Raw genomic sequence first — 21972 nt, forward strand, 5'->3', positions numbered from 1 at the left:
CCCGTTTGAGGGGCGCCCGTGAGCTTGCAGCCAGAGGGTGCGATCAGCGGCGGCGCTTCTTGGCTTCTTCCGCGGCTTCCTGCTGCGCATCCACCACGGCCAGGGCCGTCATGTTGACGATGCGGCGCACGGTGGCGCTGGTGGTCAGGATATGCACGGGACGCGCGGCGCCCAGCAGGATCGGACCCATCGCGACGCCATTGCTGCCGGTCATCTTGAGCATGTTGTACGTGATGTTGCCGGTGTCCAGATTGGGCATGACCAGAAGGTTGGCCGGGCCCTTCAGCGTGCTGTCCGGGTAGGCCAGGACGCGGATCTTTTCGGACAGGGCGGCGTCGGCGTGCATTTCGCCGTCGACTTCCAGGTCAGGGGCGCAGTCTTGCACGATCTGGCGCGCGGCGGCCATCTTGCGCGACGATTCCGTGATGCGGCTGCCGAAGTTCGAGTGCGACAGCAGCGCGATCTTGGGCACCACGCCGAAACGCAGCATTTCGTCGGCAGCCTGGATCGTGATGCTGGCGACTTCCTCGGCCGTCGGGTTTTCGTTGACGTGGGTGTCGGTGACGAACAGCGTCTGGTCGGGCAGCATCAGCACGTTCAGGGCGGCGTAGGTCTGGCCTTCCTTCTTGCCGATGATTTCGTCGATGTACTTGAGCTGGTTGTCGTACTTGCTGGCCACACCGCACAGCAGTGCGTCGGCATCGCCACGGCGCAGCAGCATCGCGCCGATCAGCGTGTTGTGCTTGCGGATCATCGCCTTGGCGATGGCCGGCGTCACGCCTTCACGGCCCTTCAGCTGGTAGTACGCGTTCCAGGTTTCGTTGAAGCGGCTGTCGTCTTCGGGATCCACGATCTCGAAGTGCTGGCCGGCGATGAGGCGCAGGCCGGCCTTCTGGATGCGCATCTCGATGACGGCGGGGCGGCCGATCAGGATCGGGAACGCCAGCTTCTCGTCGGCAACCGTCTGCACGGCGCGCAGGACGCGCTCGTCTTCGCCGTCGGCGTAGATGACGCGCTTGGGCGCCTTCTTGGCCTGGGCGAACAGCGGGCGCATCAGTTGGCCCGAGTGGTACACGAAGCCCATCAGCTTCTGGCGGTAGGCCTCGATGTCTTCGATGGGGCGGGCGGCAACGCCGGAGTCGGCGGCGGCCTGCGCGACGGCCGGCGCGATCTGAACGATCAGGCGCGGGTCGAACGGCTTGGGGATGATGTACTCGGGACCGAACGACAGCTCCTGGCCAGCGTAGGCGCGGGCCACTTCATCGTTCTGCTCGGCCTGGGCGAGCTCGGCGATGGCCTTGACGCACGCCAGCTTCATTTCCTCGGTGATGCGCGAAGCGCCGGCATCCATGGCGCCTCGGAAGATGAAGGGGAAGCACAGGACGTTGTTGACCTGGTTCGGGTAGTCCGAACGGCCCGTCGCGATGATGCAGTCGGGGCGCGCGGCCTTGGCGACTTCGGGGCGGATTTCGGGTTCCGGGTTGGCCAGGGCCAGGATCAGCGGACGGTCGGCCATGGTCTTGACCATGTCGGCGGTCAGCACGCCAGCGGTCGAGCAGCCCAGGAACACGTCGGCGCCATTGACCACGTCGGCCAGCGTGCGCGCGTCGGTCTTTTGCGCGTAGCGCTTCTTGTTGGCTTCCATGTTCTCGTCGCGGCCGTCCCAGATGACGCCGCGCGAGTCGACCACGAAGATGTTTTCGCGCTTGATGCCCAGGTGAACCAGCAGGTCCAGGCAGGCGATGGCCGCGGCGCCGGCGCCGGAGCAGGCCAGCTTGACCGAGCCGATGTCCTTGTTCACGACCTTCAGGCCGTTCAGGATGGCGGCCGACGAGATGATGGCGGTGCCGTGCTGGTCGTCGTGGAAGACGGGGATCTTCATGCGCTCGCGCAGCTTCTTCTCGATGTAGAAGCACTCGGGCGCCTTGATGTCTTCAAGGTTGACGCCGCCCAGCGTGGGCTCGAGCGCGGCAATGATGTCCACCAGCTTGTCCGGATCGTTTTCCGCGAGTTCGATGTCGAACACGTCGATGCCGGCGAATTTCTTGAACAGGCAACCCTTGCCTTCCATCACGGGCTTGGCGGCCAGCGGACCGATGTTGCCCAGGCCCAGCACGGCGGTGCCGTTGGTGATCACGCCCACGAGGTTGCCGCGCGACGTGTACTTGGAGGCGGCGTCGTCGCCCTGGTCGAAAATGGCCATGCAAGCCGCAGCCACGCCGGGGGAGTAGGCCAGGGACAGGTCGTCCTGGTTGGCCAGGGTCTTGGTCGGGGTGACCGAGATTTTGCCGGGAGTGGGATAGGCGTGGTAGTCCAACGCCAGTTTGGTGAGAGTTTCGTCCATGGGATCGGGGCCTGAAAGGGCTAACGGAAAAAAAACAGGGATGCAAAAGGCGGGCTCGCGGCCCGCCGTATTCATCGCGAAATGCTTAGGGAACACCCGTATTTCACCAGAAAGCGCGGGTGCTTGGTTGCTGCACTGCAGCGAGCGTTCGCTTTTGATCAAGCAAACGCGTGCGCGGCGCCGCCCCGATGGACGAGGTGAAATGGATGAGACCCTAGATTTCCCACGGCGGCGCCTGGCGGCTGCCGGCGTTCAAGGCGCGGCGCAAGGTGCGCGCATCGTCCTGCCTGTCCAGGCTGTCCAGCGCATGCAGCACGATCCAGTCGGCGCCGACCTCGAAGAAATCGCGCAAGCGCGCCCGCGTGTCGCTGCGCCCGAAACCGTCCGTGCCCAACGTGCGGTAGGGCGCTTTTACGTAGGCGCGGATCTGTTCGGGCACGGCGCGCACGTAGTCGCTGGCCGCGATCACCGGGGCGTCGCTGCCGGCCAGGCAGGTGTGCACCCAGTCCTGGTCCTGCGGCGCTTCCAGGCCCAGCACGCGTGCGCGCTCGGCTTGGCGGCCGCTGCGGGCCAGCTCCGAAAAGCTGGTCACGCTCCAGACTTCCGCATCCACGCCGAATTCGTCGTGCAGGCGCGCGGCAGCCAGCTCGGCTTCGCGCAGCATGGGGCCGGCGCCGAGCAGGCGGACCTGCGCCGTGCCGCGCGCGGGCCGCAGCCGGTACAGGCCGCGCAGGATGCCTTCGCGCGTCCCGGGATCCTGGGGCATGTCCGGCTGCGCCAGGTTCTCGTTCGTGACGGTCAGGTAGAAGAATTCATCGCGTTGCTCGTCCAGCATGCGCCGCATGCCATGTTCGACGATGACGGCGACCTCAAAGGCGTAGGCCGGGTCATACGCGCGGCAATTGGGCACGGTGGCGGCCATGATGTGGCTGGAGCCGTCCTGGTGCTGCAGGCCTTCGCCGCCCAGTGTCGTGCGGCCCGACGTGGCGCCGATCAGAAAGCCCCGGGCGCGCTGGTCGGCGGCGGCCCAGATCAGGTCCCCGATGCGCTGGAATCCGAACATCGAGTAATAGATATAGAACGGCAGCATCGGCAGGCCGTTGACCGAGTAACTGGTGCCGGCCGCCGTCCAGGACGAGATGGCGCCGGCCTCGGTGATGCCTTCTTCGAGGATCTGGCCATCGCGGGCCTCGCGGTAGTACAGCACCGAGCCGATGTCCTCGGGCTCATAGAGCTGGCCTTGCGCCGAATAGATGCCGATCTGCCGGAACAGGTTGGCCATGCCGAAGGTGCGCGCCTCGTCCGCGACGATGGGCACGATGCGCGGGCCCACGGTGGCGTCCTTGAGCAGCGCGGTCAGCATGCGCACGATGGCCATCGTGGACGACATCTCCTTGCCGTCGGCCGCCAGCGCAAAGCGCGCCCATTGGTCGGCGTCCGGGGGCGCGAGCCGCGGGGCCTCGGCGTTGCGGCGCGGGATATAGCCGCCCAGCGCGGCGCGGCGCGCCTGCAGGTGGCGCATTTCGGCGCTGTCGTCGGCGGGGCGGTAGAACTTGAGCGCCAGGCAGTCGGCGTCGGAAATCGGCAGCGCGAAGCGGTCGCGGAACGCGAGCAGCGCTTCGTCGTCCAGCTTCTTTTGCTGATGGGTGGTCATCTTGCCCTGGCCGGCCGTTCCCATGCCAAACCCCTTCTTGGTCTGCGCGAGGATGACGGTGGGCTGGCCGCGATGGTTCGCGGCGCGATGGTAGGCGGCATGGATCTTCACCATGTCATGGCCGCCCCGGTGCAGGCGGTCGATGGCGTCGTCGGACCAGTCGGCCACCAGCGCCGCCAGCTCGGGATTCTGGTTGAAGAAATGGGCGCGGTTGAATGCGCCATCGTTGGCCGCGAAGGTCTGGAACTGGCCGTCCACGGTGTTGGCGAAGGCGCGGGCGAGCGCGCCGCCCGTGTCCCGGCGCAGCAGCGCGTCCCAGTCGCTGCCCCAGACGAGCTTGATGACGTTCCAGCCCGCGCCGGCGTACAGGGTTTCGAGTTCGTCGATGATGCGGCCGTTGCCGCGCACCGGGCCGTCCAGGCGCTGCAGGTTGCAGTTGACGACGAAGATCAGGTTGTCGAGCTTTTCGCGCGCGGCCAGCGTGAGCGCCGCGATGGATTCGGGCTCGTCCATTTCGCCGTCGCCAAAGATGCCCCACACCTTGCGGTCGGCGCCGGGCACCAGCGAGCGATGTTCCAGATAGCGCATGAAGCGCGCCTGGTAGATGGCGTTGATGGGGCCGATGCCCATCGAGCCGGTGGGGAACTGCCAGAAATCCGGCATCAGCCACGGATGGGGGTACGAGGACAGGCCGCGCAAGCCGCGCGTGGTGGCGGTGATTTCCTGGCGGAAATGCGCAAGATCGTCTTCGCCCAGAAAGCCTTCGAGGAAGGCGCGCGCGTAGACGCCAGGCGCCGAATGCGGCTGCATGTAGACGATGTCGCCCGGGCTGCCGTCCGTGCGGGCGCGAAAGAAATGGTTGAAGCCGACTTCGAACAAGTCGGCGGCCGACGCGTAGCTGGCGATGTGGCCGCCCAGCTCGCCGTGCGCCTGATTGGCGCGCACCACCATCGCCAGCGCGTTCCAGCGGTTGATTCGGGCGATGCGCTCTTCGACGGCCAGGTTGCCGGGAAAGGGCGGTTCCTGGTCGGCGGGAATGGTGTTCAGGTAGGCGGTGCGGGTCTGGCTGTTGGCCCGCAGCCCGAGCGAGGCGGCGTGGCCCAGGACGCTGTCCAGCACGTAGCCCGCGCGCTCGGCCCCGTCGGCCTGCAGCAGGGACTGCAACGCTTCGCGCCATTCGGCGGTTTCGGCGGGGTCGGCGTCGGCCTGGAGGACCGATCCGGAAAGGGGCTGGCGAGGGTCGAGCATGGTAAGTCGTCTCCTGTTTTTACTGCTCATGCTAGACGCATGCCCGAGGCATGAGTCATCAAATTCCGCAAGGAAATCCGGCGCTTTCAGCATAATCTTTCGCCAGGATCCTGCGGCACGGCAGGTTCCACTGCCCGAATGCGCTTACCGCTGGTGACCACGGGGTGGACGGTCTGGCGCTAGAATGCGCGGCTATCAATAGGGAGAAACCCATGACCCAGCCCATCCGCGTTCCGCCGGAGGTCACGCTGCCCGAGCTGACCGTCCGGGGCGTCCTGCTCGGCGCGCTGATCACCGTCATCTTCACCGCCTCGAACGTGTTCCTGGGGCTCAAAGTGGGCCTGACGTTCTCGTCGGCCATTCCGGCGGCGGTGATCTCGATGTCGGTCCTTCGCATGTTCAAGGACGCCAACATCCTTGAAAACAACATGGTGCAGACGCAGGCCTCGGCGGCCGGCACGCTGTCGGCCATCATCTTCATCCTGCCGGCGCTGGTCATGATGGGCCACTGGCAGGGCTTCCCGTTCTGGCAGACGCTGGGCATCTGCGCGGCCGGCGGCATGCTGGGCGTGATGTTCACGATTCCGCTGCGCCACGTGATGGTGGTGCAGAGCAACCTGCCGTATCCGGAAGGCGTGGCGGCGGCGGAGATTCTGCGGGTGGGCAGCGCCGAGCGCGCGCAGGACGCGCCGCAGACCGGCGCGCACGCGTCGGCCAAACCCGCCGCCACCGGCATGGGCGACATCGTCGCCGGGGGCGTCGCGGCGGCCGTGGTCAGCTTTGCCGCCAGCGGGCTGCGCGTGCTGGGCGACAGCGTGAGCGGCTGGTTTGCATTGGGCGGCGCCGTGTTCAGGCTGCCGATGGGCTTTTCGCTGGCGCTGCTGGGCGCGGGCTACCTGATCGGCATCGTCGCCGGGCTGGCGATGTTGACCGGGCTGGTCATTGCGTGGGGCATCGCGGTGCCCATCCTGACCGCCATGGGCGACATGCCCGCGGGCGCGACGCTGGCGTCCTATGCCACGGGCCTGTGGTCCTCGCAGGTGCGCTTCATTGGCGCGGGCGTGATCGGCGTGGGCGCGATCTGGACGCTGGCGACGCTGTTCGTGCCGATGGCGCGCGGCGTGAAGGCCTCGTTTTCGGCCTTGACCAAGGAGGGCGCGGCCCGAGCGGGCACCGCGCCGCGCACCGAACGCGACCTGTCGGCGGGCTGGATCTCGGCCGTGACGCTGGTGCTGGTGGCAATCCTGGTCTTCACGTTCCAGGTGTTCCTGTCGGGCACGCCGCTGTCGGCCGGCGCCATCTGGAAGCTGGTGGCCTACGCGGTCCTCTTCGCCTTCGTGTTCGGTTTCCTGGTGGCCGCGGCTTGCGGCTACATGGCCGGCCTGGTGGGGTCGTCGACCAGTCCGATCTCCGGCGTGGGCATCGTCGCCATCGTCCTGGTGTCCGTGCTGATGCTGGGCGTGGGCGGCGAGCTGATGGCGCTGGAAAACGGCGTGCAGATGGCGATTGCCCTGGCGATCTTCAGCACGTCGGCCGTCGTGGCGGTGGCGTCGATTTCGAACGACAACCTGCAGGACCTGAAGACCGGCTGGCTGGTGGGGGCCACCCCGTGGCGTCAGCAGGTCGCGCTGCTGATCGGCTGCGTCGTCGGCGCGGCGGTGATTTCGCCGGTGCTGGAGCTGCTGTACAACGCTTACGGGTTTGCGGACGCGATGCCGCGCGAGGGCATGGACGCCTCGCAGGCGCTGTCCGCGCCGCAGGCCACGCTGATGCTGGCGATCACGCGCGGCATTTTCACCCACCAGTTGAACTGGACGATGATCCTGATCGGCATGGCGGTGGGCGTTGGACTGATCGTGGTGGACGAGATCATGAAGCGCACCTGCAAGGTGGCGCGCATTCCGGTGCTGGCGGTCGGCATCGGCATCTACCTGCCGCCCACCGTCGCCGCGCCCATCGTGGCGGGCGCGCTGCTGGCCTGGCTGCTTGAGCGCGCCCTGCGCCGCCGCGCCGCCGCCGCCAACCAGCCCTACGACCGCTTTGCCGAGGCGGCCAACCGCCGCGGCGTGCTGATCGCCTCGGGCCTGATCGTGGGCGAGAGCCTGGTGGGCGTGCTGATGGCGGCCATCATCGGCGGCACGGGCTCCGAGGCGCCGCTGGCGATCGCGGGCGAGGCGTTCGCCGGCATGGCGTCCTACCTGGGGCTGGTCGTGTTTGTCATGGTGGCCGTGCTTTTCTGGCGGCGGGTGATGCGGCTGGCTTAGTGCAGCGGGGCGGACACCCTCATTGCACCGTCAGCGTCAGGTGTCTGACACCCGAGTGAGACGGTCTGCAATGCGCCGGGATGTGCCAGGGGTGTCAGACACCGGTTCTTCTGAGACGCCGCACGTCAGGTGTCTGACACCCGAGTGAGACGGTCTGCAATGCGTCGGGGGGTGCCAGGGGTGTCATACACCGGTTCTTCTGAGACGCCGGTCCTTTTGGCATCAGACACCCACGCTCGGTTGCAGCAAATCCGCCAGCGTACGTGCAATGACCTTCGTCGCGCGGCGCAGGTCTTCCAGATTGATGCGCTCGTCGTTGCGCTTGGCGTGCGATTCCAGCACCGTGCGCGGGCCCGCGCCGTAGATCACGCCGGGGACGCCGGCTTCGGCGTACAGGCGCACGTCGGTGTAGAGCGGTGTGCCCATCGCGGGGATGGGTTCGCCGAACACCGCCTCGCCATGTTGCTGGATGGCCTGCACCAGCGGCTGCGCGCCGGGCAGCGGGCGCATCGAATTGGCCAGCAGCAACCGCTTGATCTCGACACGGATACCGGGACATGAAGCCGCGGCTTCTTCGATGATGCGCCGGATGTCGGCCTCGACCTCTGCGGCGTTTTCTTCGGGAATCATGCGGCGGTCCAGCTTGAAGCTGACCTTGCCGGGCACCACGTTCGTGTTCGTGCCGCCTTCGATCCGCCCCACATTCAGGTACGGATGCGAAATGCCCGGAACCTGCGACGTGATCGCCTGGTAATGCGCGTTCTGCGCATACAGCGCATTCAGAATCGCGACGGCGCCTTGCAAGGCGTCGACGCCGCTGCTTGGGATGGCGGCGTGGGCCATCTTGCCGTGCACCGTCACTTCCATCTGCAGGCAGCCGTTGTGCGCGGTGACGACTTCATAGCTGAAGCCGGCCGCGATCATCAGGTCGGGGCGGGTCAATCCCTGCTCCAGGAGCCAGCCCGGACCCAGCAGACCGCCAAATTCCTCGTCGTAGGTAAAGTGCAGCTCCACCGCGCCGCGCGACGGCATGGCGACGGCTTCCAGCGCCCGCAGCGCAAACGTGAAGCTGGCGAAGTCGCTCTTGCTGACGGCTGCGGCGCGGCCGTACAGGCAGCCGTCCTCGATCTCGGCGCCGTAGGGATCGTGCTTCCAGCCGTCGCCGGGGGGCACCACATCGCCGTGCGCGTTGAGCGCGATGCGCGGGCCTGCGCCGCCGTATTCGCGGCGCACGATGAGGTTGGTGATGGACTGCATGCCGTAGTCCGCGACGGCCTGGGCCGGCACGGGGTGCGCTTCGGCGTGCAGGCCAAAATCTTGCAGCAGTTGCGCGGTGCGCTCGGCGTGCGGGGCGTTGTTGCCGGGCGGCGTGTCGGTGGGCACGCGCACCAGATCTTGCAGGAAGCGGACTTCTTCGTCGAAATGGGCGTCCACCCAGGCGTCGAGTCGGGCGTAATCGGTCATGGCGTTATGTCGAGGTTTCGTTGGCCAGCGCGTCGAGCAAGCCCAGCATGGCTTGCGCGGCAAGTTCGATATCGTCGCTGGTGGTGGATTCGCGGGGGTTGTGGCTGATGCCGTTGTTCTGGCCGCGCACGAAGAGCATCGCCTGCGGCATGATCTCGTGCAGCTTCATGGCGTCGTGGCCGGCGCCGCTGGGCATGCGGTGCACGGGGACGCCCAGCGCGTCGACCGCGCGCTCCCAGCGCTGCTGCCAGCGCGGATCGCTGGGCGCGGCGGCGGCGCGCATGGTTTCTTCAATCGAATAGCGCAGGCCGCGCCGCGCGCAGATGGCGGCCAGCTCGGCCAGCACGTCATCGACCAGCGCGTCGCGCTGCGCATCGCTGGGGGCGCGCAGGTCCAGGCTGAAGCGGCACTCGCCCGGCACGACGTTGATCGATCCGCTGGGCACTTCGAACATGCCTACCGTGCCGACCGAATCGCCATCGCGGGCGGCGCGGCTTTCAACATAGAGCGCCAGCTCGGCGGCCGCGACGGCCGCGTCGCGCCGCCGGTTCATGGGCGTGGTGCCGGCATGGCTGGCCAGGCCCAGGATCTGCACCTGATGGCGCACGCAGCCGTTGATGGACGTGACGACGCCAAGCGGCAGCCCCATTTCATACAGGACCGGACCCTGCTCGATGTGCACCTCGACAAAGCCCAGGTAATTGGCCGGATCGCGCCGCAGGCCGGCAATCCCGGCGATGTCCAGGCCCGCGTGCGTCATGGCCTCGCGCATGGTGATGCCGTCCGCATCCTTCTGCGCGAGCCAGTCGGGATTGAAGCTGCCAATCAACGCGCCCGAGCCCAGGAACGTGGCCCGGTAGCGCTGGCCTTCTTCCTCGGCGAAGGCGATCACCTCCACGTCGAACGGCAGACGCCGGTTCTCGCGATGCAGCGCGCGCACGCAGGCCATGGGCACGAAGATGCCAAGCCGGCCGTCGTACTTGCCGGCGTTGCGCACCGTGTCGAAGTGGCTGCCGGTCATGAGGACCGGCGCGCCGGCGCGGGCGGCGCGATAGCGTCCCACCACATTGCCGACGGCGTCGATGCCGACCTCGTCAAAGCCGCAGTCGCGCATCCATTGCGAGATGCGCGCGGCGCAGGCGCGGTGTGCGTCGGTCAGGTAGGTGACCGTGAGCTGGCCTTTTTCGGCGTAACCCGGATCGCTGTAGACGCTGAGCGCCTCGTGCCAGTCCCAGATGTCGCTGCCCATGCCGGTTTCGCCGTGGCGGCTGTGCGGGCGCGGCTCGACGTTCGGCTCGTTCAGATTGTTGGTCATGGTCGTCCTGTTCAACGGTCGGATATGTAGGGGTGGGTGGCTTTCCAGTGCCGCGCGATGTCCAGCCGGCGGCACACCCAGACGCGATCGTGGCGCGCGATGTGATCCAGGAAACGTTGCAGGGCAACGATGCGGCCGGGCCGGCCCAACAGGCGGCAGTGCATGCCGATGCTGAGCATCTTGGGCGCCTCGTCGCCTTCGGCATACAACGCGTCGAAGCTGTCCTTCAGGTACTGGAAAAAGGGATCGGCGTGGGAGAAGCCCTGCGGCAGCGCAAAGCGCATGTCGTTGCAGTCCAGCGTGTAGGGCACGATGAGCTGCGGCGCCGTGGCGCCATCCGATTTGCGCACCTGCATCCAGAAGGGCAGGTCGTCGCCGTAATAGTCGCTGTCGTACTCGAATCCGCCGTCGTCGGCGACCAGCGTGCGGGTGCGCGGGCTGTCGCGGCCGGTGTACCAGCCCAGCGGCCGTGTGCCGGTCAGCGTGGTGATGGCGTCGATGGCCAGGCGCATGTGCTCGCGCTCGGTGGCTTCATCCACGTTCTGGTAGTGGATCCAGCGCCAGCCGTGGCAGGCGATTTCATGACCCAGTTCCACGAACGCCGCGGTCAGGTCCGGATGGCGTTGCAGCGCCATGCCGACGCCGAACACCGTCAGCGGCAGCTGGCGGTTTTCGAATTCCCGCAGGATGCGCCACACGCCCGCCCGCGAACCGTATTCATAGATGCCTTCCATGCTGAGATGCCGGTCCGGATAGCTGGCGGGGCTGAACATTTCGGACAGGAACTGCTCGGAGCCGGCGTCGCCATGCAGCACGCTGTTTTCGCCGCCTTCCTCGTAATTCAGGACGAACTGCACCGCAATCCGCGCGTTGCCTGGCCATTGCGCGTGAGGTGGATTGCGGCCGTAGCCGACGAGGTCGCGGGGGTAAGGCTTGGTGGAATCGTAGGCGGGCATGGGCGGGCAGGGGAACGCGAAACCGTGGCAAGGCAACACACGATTCGCGCGTGGATTTGTGTATACAAAGTATGTACATCAATTGTCCCTCCCGCGCCATCCTGGGTTGCCCTACGGGGGGCTTGGCGTCACCGCAAATCCCCGCAAGGCCACCCCATGACGCCGAAGCCGCCGCTATCCGTTGCGGTAGAGAAAGCTGTAGGCGTTGATCGCCGGCACCCCTCCCAGGTGCGCATACAGGACCTTCGAACCGGCGGGAATCTCGCCTTTGCGGATGATGTCCATCATCCCCTGCATGGATTTCCCTTCGTACACGGGGTCGGTCATCATGCCTTCCAGGCGGGCGCAGGTACGGATGGCATCGTTGGTTTCGGCTGACGGCAGGCCATACGCGGGATAGGCGTAACGTGTGTCGAGTACCACGTCCTTGTCTTCGATGGGTCTGTCCAGTCCGACGAGGTCGGCGGTGCGCCGCGCGATGCGCAGGACCTGGGCGCGCGTCTGCTCCGGCGTGGCGGATGCGTCGATGCCGATGACGCGGTCGGCGCGGCCGTCGGCGGCAAAGCCCACGACCATGCCGGCCTGCGTGCTGCCCGTGACCGCGCAGACGACGATGTAGTCGAACTTGAATCCCAGATCGGCTTCCTGGCGGCGCACCTCTTCGGCAAAGCCGACGTAGCCCAGCCCGCCCAGCTCATGGTCGGACGCGCCCGCGGGAATCGCATAGGGCTTGCCGCCGCGGCGTTTCACTTCTTCAAGCGCCTCTTCCCAACTGCGGCGAAAGCCGATGTCGAAACCCTGATCAACCAGCCGCACCTCCGCGCCCATGAGGCGGCTCATCATGATGTTGCCGACGCGGTCGTAGACCGCATCCGAATAATCCACCCAGTTTTCCTGCACCAGCACGCAGGCCAATCCCAGCTTGGCGGCCACCGCCGCGACCATGCGCGTGTGGTTGGACTGGATGCCGCCGATGGTGACGAGCGTGTCGCAACCTTGTTCCAGCGCCTGCGGGATCAGGTATTCAAGCTTGCGCAGCTTGTTGCCGCCGAACGCCAGGCCGCTGTTGCAGTCCTCGCGCTTGGCGTAGATCTCGACCTTGCCGCCCAGATGCTGTGAAAGGCGGTCCAGCTTTTCGATTGGGGTATCGCCGAAGGTCAGGCGATGACGGGGAAAACGTTGCAGATCCATGGTGGCTCCTGATGATTCGGTCGGCCTGCGCTTTTTGGCAGGGTTCGCAAAAATCATAGAAATCATGGGCTTGGGGGGTCAATTGCGTATTTTTTCAATCCGCCAAATCGAAACTTCGTTTATGGGTGTTTATGCATCTAATATTTCCAAATTAAAAACCGCGACCAAATTTAATTTTCAGGGACGCATTCCATGACCGCCGTTTTCACGCTGGACCGCATCGACCGCCAGATCCTGCGCATTCTTCAGGACGACGCGCAGATCACCAATCTGGACCTGAGCGCGCGCGTGCATCTCAGTCCGGCGGCGTGTCTGCGGCGCGTCGAGCGGCTCAAAAGCGAAGGCATCATCCGAAAGACGGTCGCACTGCTTGAACCCGCCGACGTGGATATGGCCACGCTGGTCATCGTGGGCGTGGTGCTTGACCGTTCCACACCCGACTCGTTCACCGACTTCGAGGAAGCGGCCAAGAGCATCAGCGGCTGCCTGGAATGCCACCTGGTGGCAGGCGAATTCGACTACTTCCTGATGCTGCGCATCCGCGACCTGGAAAGATTCAACAAGCTGCATGCGGGCGAGATCATCAAGCTGCCCGGCGTACGCCAAATTCGCACTTTTTTCGTCTTGAAAGAGATCATGTCGACCACTGCGCTGCCTGTTTGACGCGGCGTAAATGCAACACTTGCCTTTTCTGCTATTCAAAATGACGCGCTGCGGCATTTTGCATTGACCGATTTTGGTGGCGCGTAGACGGCGCATTGGAAGGGGTTGGACGGACATTCCGTTGCTGCATGACGGCATTCCCAAAGGGCTTTCGCGTCACGGAAATGCGGGAAGACGCCCGTAAACTCAAAGGGTTATACTTCTCGACCATAGGCTTTCAAGGCTTGTACGCGCCTTCTGCCCCTGCTATCCGCCTAACGGGAAGCCCGTGTCGCGGAAGGTTTTCCTGCATCGTCTCGAGTGAAGCACTCGTAAAGGTGAAGCGATATGTCTTCGGAAATAGAATCTCTATCCACGTCTTACCTCTTTGGGGGTAATGCCCCGTATGTCGAGGAGCTTTACGAAGCCTACCTCGATAACCCCGGTTCGGTACCTGACAACTGGCGCGAATATTTCGACCAATTGCAGCACGCTCCCGCAACCGACGGCCAGGAATCCACTCGCGACCAGGCCCATGCTCCCATCGTCGAATCGTTCGCCCAGCGCGCCAAGGCCAATGCCTTCGTGCAACGCGCCGCCGAACCCGACCTGAGCGTGGCCAGCAAGCAGGTTTCGGTGCAATCGCTGATTGCCGCCTACCGTTCGCTGGGTTCGCGTTGGGCCGACCTCGATCCGCTCAAGCGCCAGGAACGTCCGCCGATCCCCGAGCTCGATCCCGCCTTCTATGGCCTGACCGAAGCCGATCTGGACCAGACGTACTCGGCCACCAACACCTACTTCACGACCGCCAGCACGATGACGCTGCGCGACATCCTGAAGGCGCTGCGCGACACCTACTGCCGCAGCATCGGTGCAGAATTCACCCACATCTCCGACCCCGCCGCCAAGCGCTGGATCCAGGAACGCCTGGAAACCACGCTGGGCGCGCCCACGTACACCGCGGAAGAAAAGCGCCACATCCTTCAGCAGCTCACCGAGTCCGAAGGCCTGGAACGCTTCCTGCACACCAAGTACGTCGGCCAGAAGCGCTTCTCGCTGGAAGGCGGCGAAAGCTTCATCGCCTCGATGGACGAAGTGGTCAACCACGCCGGTGAAAACGGCGTCCAGGAAATCGTGGTCGGCATGGCCCACCGCGGCCGCCTGAACCTGCTCGTGAACATCATGGGCAAGATGCCCGGCGACCTGTTCGCCGAGTTCGAAGGCAAGCACGCCGAAGGCCTGACCGACGGCGACGTGAAGTACCACAACGGCTTCTCGAGCGACCTGTCCACGCGCGGCGGCCCGGTCCACCTGTCGCTGGCGTTCAACCCGTCGCACCTTGAAATCGTCAACCCCGTCGTCGAAGGCAGCGCACGCGCCCGCCAGGAACGCCGCGGCGATGCCGAAGGCAAGCAAGTGCTGCCGGTGCTGGTGCACGGCGACGCGGCCTTTGCCGGCCAGGGCGTCGTGATGGAAACCCTGAACCTGGCGCAGACGCGCGGCTACGGTACGGGCGGCACGCTGCACATCGTCATCAACAACCAGATCGGCTTCACCACGTCCGACCCGCGTGACTCGCGTTCGACGCTGTATTGCACCGACGTGGTCAAGATGATCGAAGCCCCGGTGTTCCACGTCAACGGCGACGATCCCGAAGCCGTGGTGTTCGTCACCAAGCTGGCGCTGGACTACCGTCTGCAGTTCCGCCACGACGTCGTCGTGGACATCGTCTGCTTCCGCAAGCTGGGCCACAACGAGCAGGACACCCCGTCGCTGACGCAGCCCCTGATGTACAAGCGCATCGGCCACCACCCCGGCACGCGCAAGCTGTACGCCGACAAGCTGACCACGCAAGGCGTGCTGGCCGATGGCGAAGCCGATCAGCTGGTCAAGGACTACCGCCAGCTCATGGAAGACGGCCAGCGCACCATCGAACCGGTGCTGACCGACTACAAGAGCAAGTACGCCATCGACTGGTCGCCGTTCCTGGGCGCCAAGTGGACCGACCAGGCCGACACCGCCGTGCCGCTGGCTGAACTCAAGCGCATCGGCGAACGCATCACCACCGTGCCGGAAGGCTTCACCGTGCACCCGCTGGTCGCCAAGCTGCTGAACGACCGCCGCACCATGGCCAAGGGCGAAATGAACCTGGATTGGGGCATGGGCGAACACCTCGCCTTCGCGACCCTGGTGTCCTCGGGCTACGCCATCCGCATCACCGGCCAGGATTCGGGCCGCGGCACGTTCACGCACCGCCACGCCGTGCTGCACGACCAGAACCGCGAACGCTGGAACGACGGCACCTACATCCCGCTGCAGAACGTGTCGGAAGGCCAGGCGCCGTTCACCGTCATCGACTCCGTGCTGTCCGAAGAGGCGGTGCTGGGCTTTGAATACGGTTACTCCAGCGCCGAACCGAACACGCTGGTCATCTGGGAAGGCCAGTTCGGCGACTTTGTCAACGGCGCCCAGGTCGTGATCGACCAGTTCATCAGCTCCGGCGAAGCCAAGTGGGGCCGCCAGTCGGGCCTGACGCTGATGCTGCCGCACGGCTACGAAGGCCAGGGTCCCGAGCACTCGTCGGGCCGCATCGAGCGCTTCCTGCAGCTGTGCGCCGACAACAACATGCAGGTGATTCAGCCGACCTCGGCTTCGCAGATCTTCCACGTCCTGCGCCGCCAGATGATCCGCCCGTTCCGCAAGCCGCTGGTGCTGTTCACGCCGAAGTCGCTGCTGCGCAACAAGGACGCCGGTTCGCCCCTGACCGATCTGGCCGGCGGCAGCTTCCGCCCGGTCATCGGCGAGGTCGACGAGGCCATCGACGCCAGCAAGGTCAAGCGCGTGCTGGCTTGCTCGGGCAAGGTGTACTACGACCTGGTCAACGCCCGCCGCGAGCGTGGCGCCGACAACGTCGCCATCATCCGCGTCGAGCAGCTGTATCCGTTTGCGCACAAGTCGTTCGAAGCCGAACTGCGCAAGTACCCCAAGGCAACCGAAGTGATCTGGGTGCAGGACGAACCCCAGAACCAAGGCGCCTGGTTCTACGTTCAGCATCACGTGTACGAGAACATGGTCGAAGGCCAGAAGCTTGGCTACGCAGGCCGTGCCGCGTCGGCATCGCCGGCCGTGGGCTACCTGGCCAAGCACCAGGAGCAGCAGAAGGCCCTGATCGAAACGGCCTTCGCGCCCAAGTTCAAGGTCATGTTGACGAAGTAACCCTTACTTGATGCACGCGCCGCGGGCGGCAAGCGTTCCGGAACCCCGTTTCGAACCTTGCCGCGCCGCGTGACAAGAACACACTCTCTACGGAATAAACAAAATGGCTATTACCGACGTCGTCGTTCCCCAACTTTCCGAATCCGTTTCCGAAGCGACCCTGCTGACCTGGAAGAAGCAGCCGGGCGCTGCCGTTGAAGCCGACGAAATCCTGATCGAAGTCGAAACCGACAAGGTCGTGCTGGAAGTGCCGGCCCCCGCCTCGGGCGTGCTGTCCGAAATCGTCAAGGGCGATGGCAGCACCGTGACCTCGGGCGAAGTGCTGGCCCGCATCGACACCGCCGCCAAGGCCGCCGCCGCCGCCACCGCGCCGGCCGAAGCCCCCAAGGCCGCTGAGCAAGCCGCCGCCGCGCCGGCGCCCGCCGCTGCCGCCCCGGCCTCGACCGCCGCTGCCGGCGTCGCTTCGCCCGCCGCCTCGAAGATCCTGGCCGAGAAGGGCGTTGACGCCGCTTCCGTGTCGGGCACGGGCCGTGATGGCCGCGTGACCAAGGGCGACGCCCTGGCCGCCAGCGCCCAGCCCAAGGCCGCGCCGGCCAAGGCTGCCGCCGCGCCCGCCCCGACCACGCTGTCGCTGGACGGCCGTCCGGAACAGCGCGTGCCGATGAGCCGCCTGCGCGCCCGCATCGCCGAGCGCCTGCTGCAATCCCAGCAGGAAAACGCGATCCTGACCACGTTCAACGAAGTCAACATGCAGGCCGTCATCGACCTGCGCGCCAAGTACAAGGACAAGTTCGAAAAGGAACACGGCATCAAGCTGGGCTTCATGTCGTTCTTCGTCAAGGCCGCCGTTGCCGCGCTGAAGAAGTACCCGCTGATCAACGCCTCGATCGACGGCAAGGACATCATCTACCACGGCTACTTCGACATCGGTATCGCTGTCGGCAGCCCGCGTGGCCTGGTGGTGCCGATCCTGCGCAACGCCGACCAGCTGTCGATCGCCGACATCGAGAAGACCATTGCCGACTTCGGCCGCCGCGCCGCTGACGGCAAGCTGGGCATCGAAGAAATGACCGGCGGCACGTTCTCGATCTCCAACGGCGGCGTGTTCGGCTCGATGCTGTCGACCCCGATCATCAACCCGCCGCAATCGGCCATCCTGGGCGTGCACGCCACGAAGGATCGCGCCGTCGTCGAAAACGGCCAGATCGTCATCCGTCCGATGAACTACCTGGCCCTGTCCTACGACCACCGCATCATCGACGGCCGCGAAGCCGTGCTGGGCCTGGTCGCCATGAAGGACGCCCTGGAAGATCCGCAGCGCCTGTTGCTGGACCTGTAATCTCGACGCCCCGGGCCGGCTCCCCGCCGGCCCGCAGCACGACCCCGCTGGGCGGCAAGTGCGCTTCTTCACCCCTCATTCGCGAGAACACTATGTCCAAACAATTTGACGTCGTCGTGATCGGCGCAGGCCCCGGCGGCTACATCGCCGCCATCCGCGCCGCGCAGCTCGGCATGTCGGTCGCCTGCATCGACGCCTGGCAGAACGGCCAAGGCGGCCCGGCTCCCGGCGGCACCTGCACCAACGTCGGCTGCATCCCGTCGAAGGCGCTGCTGCAATCGTCGGAACACTACGAGCAAGCCAACCACCACTTCGCCGAGCACGGCATCGAAGTCAAGGGCGTCAGCCTGAAGCTCGACACGCTGATCGGCCGCAAGAACACGGTGGTCAAGCAGAACAACGACGGCATCCTGTACCTGTTCAAGAAGAACAAGGTCACGTTCTTCCACGGCAAGGGCGCGTTCAGCGGCCAGGTGGAAGGCGGCTGGGCCATCAAGGTCACCGGCACCGCCGAGGAAGACCTGGTTGCCAAGCACGTCGTGGTCGCCACCGGCTCGTCGGCGCGTGAACTGCCCGGCCTGCCGTTCGACGAAAAGGTCGTGCTGTCCAACGACGGCGCACTGAACATCGGCGCCGTGCCCAAGACGCTGGGCGTCATCGGCGCTGGCGTGATCGGTCTGGAAATGGGCAGCGTGTGGCGCCGCCTGGGTTCCGAAGTCACCATCCTGGAAGCGATGCCGGAATTCCTGGCTGCCGCCGACGGGCAAGTGGCCAAGGAAGCCCTGAAGGCTTTCACCAAGCAAGGCCTGAACATCCAGATGGGCGTCAAGATCGGCGAGATCAAGGCGACCGCCAAGTCGGTGACCGTGCCTTATGTCGACGCCAAGGGCGCCGAGCAGAAGCTGGTCGTGGACAAGCTGATCGTCTCGATCGGCCGCGTGCCCTACACCGGCGGCCTGAACGCCGACGCCGTGGGCCTGAAGCTGGACGAACGCGGCTTCGTGGCCGTGGACGGCGACTGCAAGACCAACCTGCCGAACGTCTGGGCAGTGGGCGACGTGGTGCGCGGCCCGATGCTGGCGCACAAGGCTGAAGAAGAAGGCGTTGCGGTTGCCGAGCGCATCGCCGGCCAGCACGGCCACGTCAACTTCGACACCGTGCCGTGGGTCATCTACACCTCGCCGGAAATCGCCTGGGTCGGCAAGACCGAACAGCAGCTCAAGGCCGAAGGCCGCGAGTACAAGGCTGGCAGCTTCCCGTTCCTGGCCAACGGCCGCGCCCGCGCGCTGGGCGACACCACCGGCTTTGCCAAGGTGATCGCCGATGCCAAGACCGATGAAGTCCTGGGCGTGCACATCGTGGGCCCGATGGCCTCGGAACTGATCTCGGAAGCCGTGACCATCATGGAATTCCGCGGCGCCGCCGAAGACATCGCCCGCATCTGCCACGCGCACCCGACGCTGTCGGAAGCCGTGAAGGAAGCCGCGCTGGCCGTGGACAAGCGCGCGCTGAACTTCTAAGCCGCGACTGACTGCTGCAAGACCGGGGGCGGGTTCCAGGACCCGCCCTTTTCTTTACCGCCATTACCATTTCAGCCTGATCCGGTTCCCCTATGAACGTCAGCGACTACTACGAACACGCATTGGCCGAACGCGGCTACAAGCCCGACGACGCGCAGAAGAAGGCGATCGACCGCTTGCAGCGCTATTACGACGAATGGGTCAAGTTCAAGTCGATGCGCTCGAACGCGCTGAAAAAGCTGCTGAACCGTCCCGACGTGCCGCGCGGCGTGTACCTGTGGGGCGGTGTGGGCCGCGGCAAGAGCTTCCTGATGGATGCGTTCTATGCCACCGTGCCGGTGGTGCGCAAGACGCGCCTGCACTTTCACGAATTCATGCGCGGCGTGCACCGTGAGCTCGAGGAAGTGAAGGGCATGCAGGATCCGCTGGACGAGGTCGCCAAGCGCGTGGCCAAGCGCTACCGGCTGATCTGCTTTGACGAATTCCACGTGTCCGACGTGGCGGACGCAATGATCTTGCACCGCCTGCTGCTCAAGCTGTTCGAATACGGCACGTCGTTCGTGATGACGTCCAACTACGAACCGTCGACGCTGTACACCGACGGTCTGCACCGCGACCGCGTGCTGCCCGCCATCGCGCTGATCCAGTCGCGCATGGACGTGATGAACGTGGACGCGGGCATCGATTACCGCCGCCGCTCGCTGGAGCAGGTGCAGAGCTACCACACGCCGCTGGACGAGCATGCGCAGAAGGCGCTGCAGGCGGCCTTCGACGCGCTGGCCGACACGCCTCCGCAAGAGCCCGTGCTGCACATCGAGCATCGCGAGATCCGCGCGTTGGCGCTGGGCGGCTCGGTGGTGTGGTTCGACTTTGCCACGTTGTGCGGCGGGCCCCGTTCGCAGAACGACTACCTGGAACTGGCCAACCGCTTCCACGCCGTGATCCTGTCGGGCGTGCCGCGCATGGGCCCGCGCCAGGCGTCCGAGGCGCGCCGCTTCACCTGGCTGATCGACGTGTTCTACGACCATCGCGTCAAGCTCATCATGTCGGCCGAGTGCGAGCCCGAAGAGATCTACACGGAAGGCGCGCTGGCCAACGAGTTCCACCGGACCGTCTCGCGCATCCTGGAAATGCAGTCGCGCGAGTACCTCGAATCCGAGCGCCGCCTGGCCGCGACGTTGTAGTAATGCGTCACCCGGCCCGCAATTTCGGGGCCGGGTGAGGTCAATCATTGTTAATGCAAGTCATTATCAATTAAGATTTTGAGACTTTTGGTCCCGCGCCGCAGTCTCATCCGTGTCTTCCACCTTGCTTTCCTCGTCGGCCCCGTGCGTCGACGCCCAGGTCGCGCCTGTCGATGGCCTGTACCGCGATCACCGCCCGTGGCTGTTCGGATGGCTGCGCCGAAAGCTGGGTTGCGAACATCGCGCCGAGGATCTGGCGCAGGACGTCTTCGTCAGGGTGATCCAGGGCCGCAAGCAGGTGCGGGCCAACGAGGCCCGGGCGCTTCTCACCACCATCGCAAAGGGATTGGTCGTCGACCACCAGCGCCACGCCGCGCTGGAACACGCGTACCTTGCCTATCTGGCCAGCGTGCCCGAAACCTATGCGCCGTCGCCCGAGGCGCAGGCCGAGCAATTGCAGGCGCTGGTGCAGTTGGATCGCCTGCTGGACGGCCTGCCGCCGAAGGCGCGCGCCGCGTTCCTGCTGTCGCAGCTGGACGGCCTGACGTATCCCGAGATCGCAGAACGCCTTGATGTGTCGTTGAGTTCCGTGCAGCAATACATGGTGCGCGCGATGTCCGCGTGCTATGCGGCGATCCATGCCTGACGCGCTGAAACTCATGCCCGCCGCGGGCAGATCCTCGGATGCCGCCCCTTCGGAGGCCGTCGTGCGCGAGGCCATTGTCTGGTGGAGCCGGTTGCAATCGGGCGTGGCGGACACGCAAACGCGCGAATCGTGCCGCGCCTGGATTGCGCAGGATCCCGCGCATCGCGTGGCGTGGGACCGGCTGCAGGACATCGGCCGCGACGCGCGCCGGGTGCCGGCGGCGCTGGCGCACACCGCGCTGAATGCGCCGGCCTCGCGCGGCCGGCGCGCCGCGCTGCGCAGCCTGTTGACCGTGGCCGGCGTGGCCGCCACCGGGTGGGCCGGCTACCGTCATGCGCCCTGGCAGCGGCTGGTCGCCGACTACAGCACCCGCGTGGGCGAGCGCCAGGCCCTTGCGCTGGCGGACGGGCTGCGCGTCACCCTGAACAGCGATTCTGCCGTGCGCGTCAACGTCAGCGGCAACGTACGTGATATTGCGCTCTTGCGCGGCGAGATGCTGGTGCAGGCCGAGCCGCATCCGGGCGCACGGACGCTGCGCGTGAACACCGGCGACGGCCAGGTGCAGGCCGAGCGCGCGCGGTTCGACCTGCGGCGAACGGCGCAAGGCGCGCGCGTGGGCGTATACGAAGGCAGCGTGGCGCTGCTGCGCCATGGCGTCCTGACGCAGCTTGCCGCCGGTGAACGGCTGTTTCCTGCCGAGGACGGCGAACTTCAGCGCGGCGCGACGGACCCGGACCGGCTCGCCTGGGTGGACGGCATGGTGGTGGCCAAGGAATGGCGGCTGGACGACTTTGCCGAACACCTGGCCCGCCAGCGCGTGGGCGTCATCCGCGTCGATCCCGCGGTGGCGGCCTTGCGGCTTTCCGGGGTGTTTCCGCTGGACGACGCCGAGCGCGCGCTCAAGGCGCTGGAACACTCCCTGCCGATCACCGTCACGCGCCACACGCAATATTGGCTGCAGGTCGGATCGCGCGACGCCTGAGCGTTAC

14 protein-coding genes and 1 pseudogene are annotated in these 21972 nt (G+C 65.9%); 9 read left to right on the top strand and 6 right to left on the bottom strand.

Going from position 1 to position 21972, the window contains the following annotated elements; genetic code table 11:
• Window positions 1-43: 43 nt before the first annotated feature.
• Both V6V88_RS06745 and mdeB read right to left on the bottom strand, forming a co-directional pair.
• Window positions 44-2344: an NADP-dependent malic enzyme gene (locus tag V6V88_RS06745; protein WP_338618535.1), complete on the bottom strand. Its 2301-nt coding sequence runs from the start codon at window positions 2342-2344 to the stop codon at window positions 44-46.
• A gap of 214 nt (window positions 2345-2558) precedes the next feature.
• Window positions 2559-5246 carry an alpha-ketoglutarate dehydrogenase gene (gene mdeB / locus V6V88_RS06750; RefSeq protein ID WP_223574649.1) on the bottom strand — a complete coding sequence of 896 codons (2688 nt, stop codon included), beginning with the start codon at window positions 5244-5246 and terminating at the stop codon, window positions 2559-2561.
• A 212-nt stretch (window positions 5247-5458) separates the two neighbouring features.
• Here mdeB and V6V88_RS06755 point away from each other — a divergent pair, with 212 nt between their 5' ends.
• Entirely contained in the window at window positions 5459-7510 is a 2052-nt protein-coding gene (locus V6V88_RS06755) for an oligopeptide transporter, OPT family (protein ID WP_338618539.1), read from the top strand.
• Between the two features lie 222 nt (window positions 7511-7732).
• On the opposite strand, the gene V6V88_RS06760 is transcribed toward V6V88_RS06755, so the two are convergent.
• The 4 genes and pseudogenes from V6V88_RS06760 to V6V88_RS06775 form a co-directional block, all read right to left on the bottom strand.
• Window positions 7733-8974: a M20/M25/M40 family metallo-hydrolase gene (locus V6V88_RS06760; protein WP_338618541.1), complete on the bottom strand. Its 1242-nt coding sequence runs from the start codon at window positions 8972-8974 to the stop codon at window positions 7733-7735.
• 4 nt (window positions 8975-8978) lie between these two features.
• Window positions 8979-10223, bottom strand: a pseudogene (locus V6V88_RS06765) (hydantoinase/carbamoylase family amidase); the annotation flags it as partial.
• A gap of 77 nt (window positions 10224-10300) precedes the next feature.
• Window positions 10301-11245 carry an allantoinase PuuE gene (gene puuE, locus V6V88_RS06770; protein WP_338618544.1) on the bottom strand — a complete coding sequence of 315 codons (945 nt, stop codon included), beginning with the start codon at window positions 11243-11245 and terminating at the stop codon, window positions 10301-10303.
• Between the two features lie 174 nt (window positions 11246-11419).
• Window positions 11420-12436, bottom strand: a complete 1017-nt coding sequence (locus tag V6V88_RS06775) for a 1-aminocyclopropane-1-carboxylate deaminase (RefSeq protein ID WP_338618545.1) — start codon at window positions 12434-12436, stop codon at window positions 11420-11422.
• Between V6V88_RS06775 and V6V88_RS06780 the strand changes: the two genes are divergently transcribed.
• The 8 genes from V6V88_RS06780 to V6V88_RS06815 all read left to right on the top strand — a co-directional run bounded on the left by V6V88_RS06780 (window position 12435) and on the right by V6V88_RS06815 (window position 21965).
• On the top strand, window positions 12435-12632 hold the full coding sequence (locus tag V6V88_RS06780) for a hypothetical protein (protein ID WP_338618547.1): 198 nt from the start codon (window positions 12435-12437) through the stop codon (window positions 12630-12632). The two genes, V6V88_RS06775 and V6V88_RS06780, sit on opposite strands and share 2 nt — an antisense overlap.
• Window positions 12629-13099 carry a winged helix-turn-helix transcriptional regulator gene (locus V6V88_RS06785; protein WP_056322133.1) on the top strand — a complete coding sequence of 157 codons (471 nt, stop codon included), beginning with the start codon at window positions 12629-12631 and terminating at the stop codon, window positions 13097-13099. Before V6V88_RS06780 ends, V6V88_RS06785 begins: the two co-directional genes overlap by 4 nt.
• Before the next feature lie 327 nt (window positions 13100-13426).
• Entirely contained in the window at window positions 13427-16294 is a 2868-nt protein-coding gene (locus V6V88_RS06790) for a 2-oxoglutarate dehydrogenase E1 component (RefSeq protein ID WP_223574656.1), read from the top strand.
• Between the two features lie 103 nt (window positions 16295-16397).
• Window positions 16398-17633, top strand: a complete 1236-nt coding sequence (odhB, locus tag V6V88_RS06795) for a 2-oxoglutarate dehydrogenase complex dihydrolipoyllysine-residue succinyltransferase (RefSeq protein WP_056322139.1) — start codon at window positions 16398-16400, stop codon at window positions 17631-17633.
• A gap of 92 nt (window positions 17634-17725) precedes the next feature.
• Entirely contained in the window at window positions 17726-19153 is a 1428-nt protein-coding gene (lpdA, locus tag V6V88_RS06800) for a dihydrolipoyl dehydrogenase (RefSeq protein ID WP_056322141.1), read from the top strand.
• A gap of 92 nt (window positions 19154-19245) precedes the next feature.
• Complete coding sequence (zapE, locus tag V6V88_RS06805) at window positions 19246-20337, top strand: cell division protein ZapE (RefSeq protein WP_142050203.1); 1092 nt, start codon at window positions 19246-19248, stop codon at window positions 20335-20337.
• 112 nt (window positions 20338-20449) lie between these two features.
• Window positions 20450-20983: a sigma-70 family RNA polymerase sigma factor gene (locus tag V6V88_RS06810; protein WP_056322146.1), complete on the top strand. Its 534-nt coding sequence runs from the start codon at window positions 20450-20452 to the stop codon at window positions 20981-20983.
• The gene (locus V6V88_RS06815; RefSeq protein WP_338618559.1) at window positions 20976-21965 is read left to right on the top strand and encodes a FecR domain-containing protein; all 990 of its coding nucleotides are present in this window, start codon (window positions 20976-20978) and stop codon (window positions 21963-21965) included. The genes V6V88_RS06810 and V6V88_RS06815 overlap by 8 nt, the downstream gene beginning before the upstream one ends.
• Window positions 21966-21972 lie beyond the last annotated feature (7 nt).

Origin of the sequence: Achromobacter sp. E1, assembly GCF_037039475.1 — a bacterium.
Lineage (GTDB): Bacteria > Pseudomonadota > Gammaproteobacteria > Burkholderiales > Burkholderiaceae_B > Achromobacter > Achromobacter mucicolens.

Bases quoted from the DNA above. Each gene is read 5' to 3' on its own strand.
- V6V88_RS06745 (WP_338618535.1), bottom strand. From the start codon at position 2,344: ATGGACGAAACTCTCACCAAACTGGCGTTGGACTACCACGCCTATCCC.
- mdeB (WP_223574649.1), bottom strand. From the start codon at position 5,246: ATGCTCGACCCTCGCCAGCCCCTTTCCGGATCGGTCCTCCAGGCCGAC.
- V6V88_RS06755 (WP_338618539.1), top strand. From the start codon at position 5,459: ATGACCCAGCCCATCCGCGTTCCGCCGGAGGTCACGCTGCCCGAGCTG.
- V6V88_RS06760 (WP_338618541.1), bottom strand. From the start codon at position 8,974: ATGACCGATTACGCCCGACTCGACGCCTGGGTGGACGCCCATTTCGAC.
- puuE (WP_338618544.1), bottom strand. From the start codon at position 11,245: ATGCCCGCCTACGATTCCACCAAGCCTTACCCCCGCGACCTCGTCGGC.
- V6V88_RS06780 (WP_338618547.1), top strand. From the start codon at position 12,435: ATGGTGGCTCCTGATGATTCGGTCGGCCTGCGCTTTTTGGCAGGGTTC.
- V6V88_RS06775 (WP_338618545.1), bottom strand. From the start codon at position 12,436: ATGGATCTGCAACGTTTTCCCCGTCATCGCCTGACCTTCGGCGATACC.
- V6V88_RS06785 (WP_056322133.1), top strand. From the start codon at position 12,629: ATGACCGCCGTTTTCACGCTGGACCGCATCGACCGCCAGATCCTGCGC.
- V6V88_RS06790 (WP_223574656.1), top strand. From the start codon at position 13,427: ATGTCTTCGGAAATAGAATCTCTATCCACGTCTTACCTCTTTGGGGGT.
- odhB (WP_056322139.1), top strand. From the start codon at position 16,398: ATGGCTATTACCGACGTCGTCGTTCCCCAACTTTCCGAATCCGTTTCC.
- lpdA (WP_056322141.1), top strand. From the start codon at position 17,726: ATGTCCAAACAATTTGACGTCGTCGTGATCGGCGCAGGCCCCGGCGGC.
- zapE (WP_142050203.1), top strand. From the start codon at position 19,246: ATGAACGTCAGCGACTACTACGAACACGCATTGGCCGAACGCGGCTAC.
- V6V88_RS06815 (WP_338618559.1), top strand. From the start codon at position 20,976: ATGCCTGACGCGCTGAAACTCATGCCCGCCGCGGGCAGATCCTCGGAT.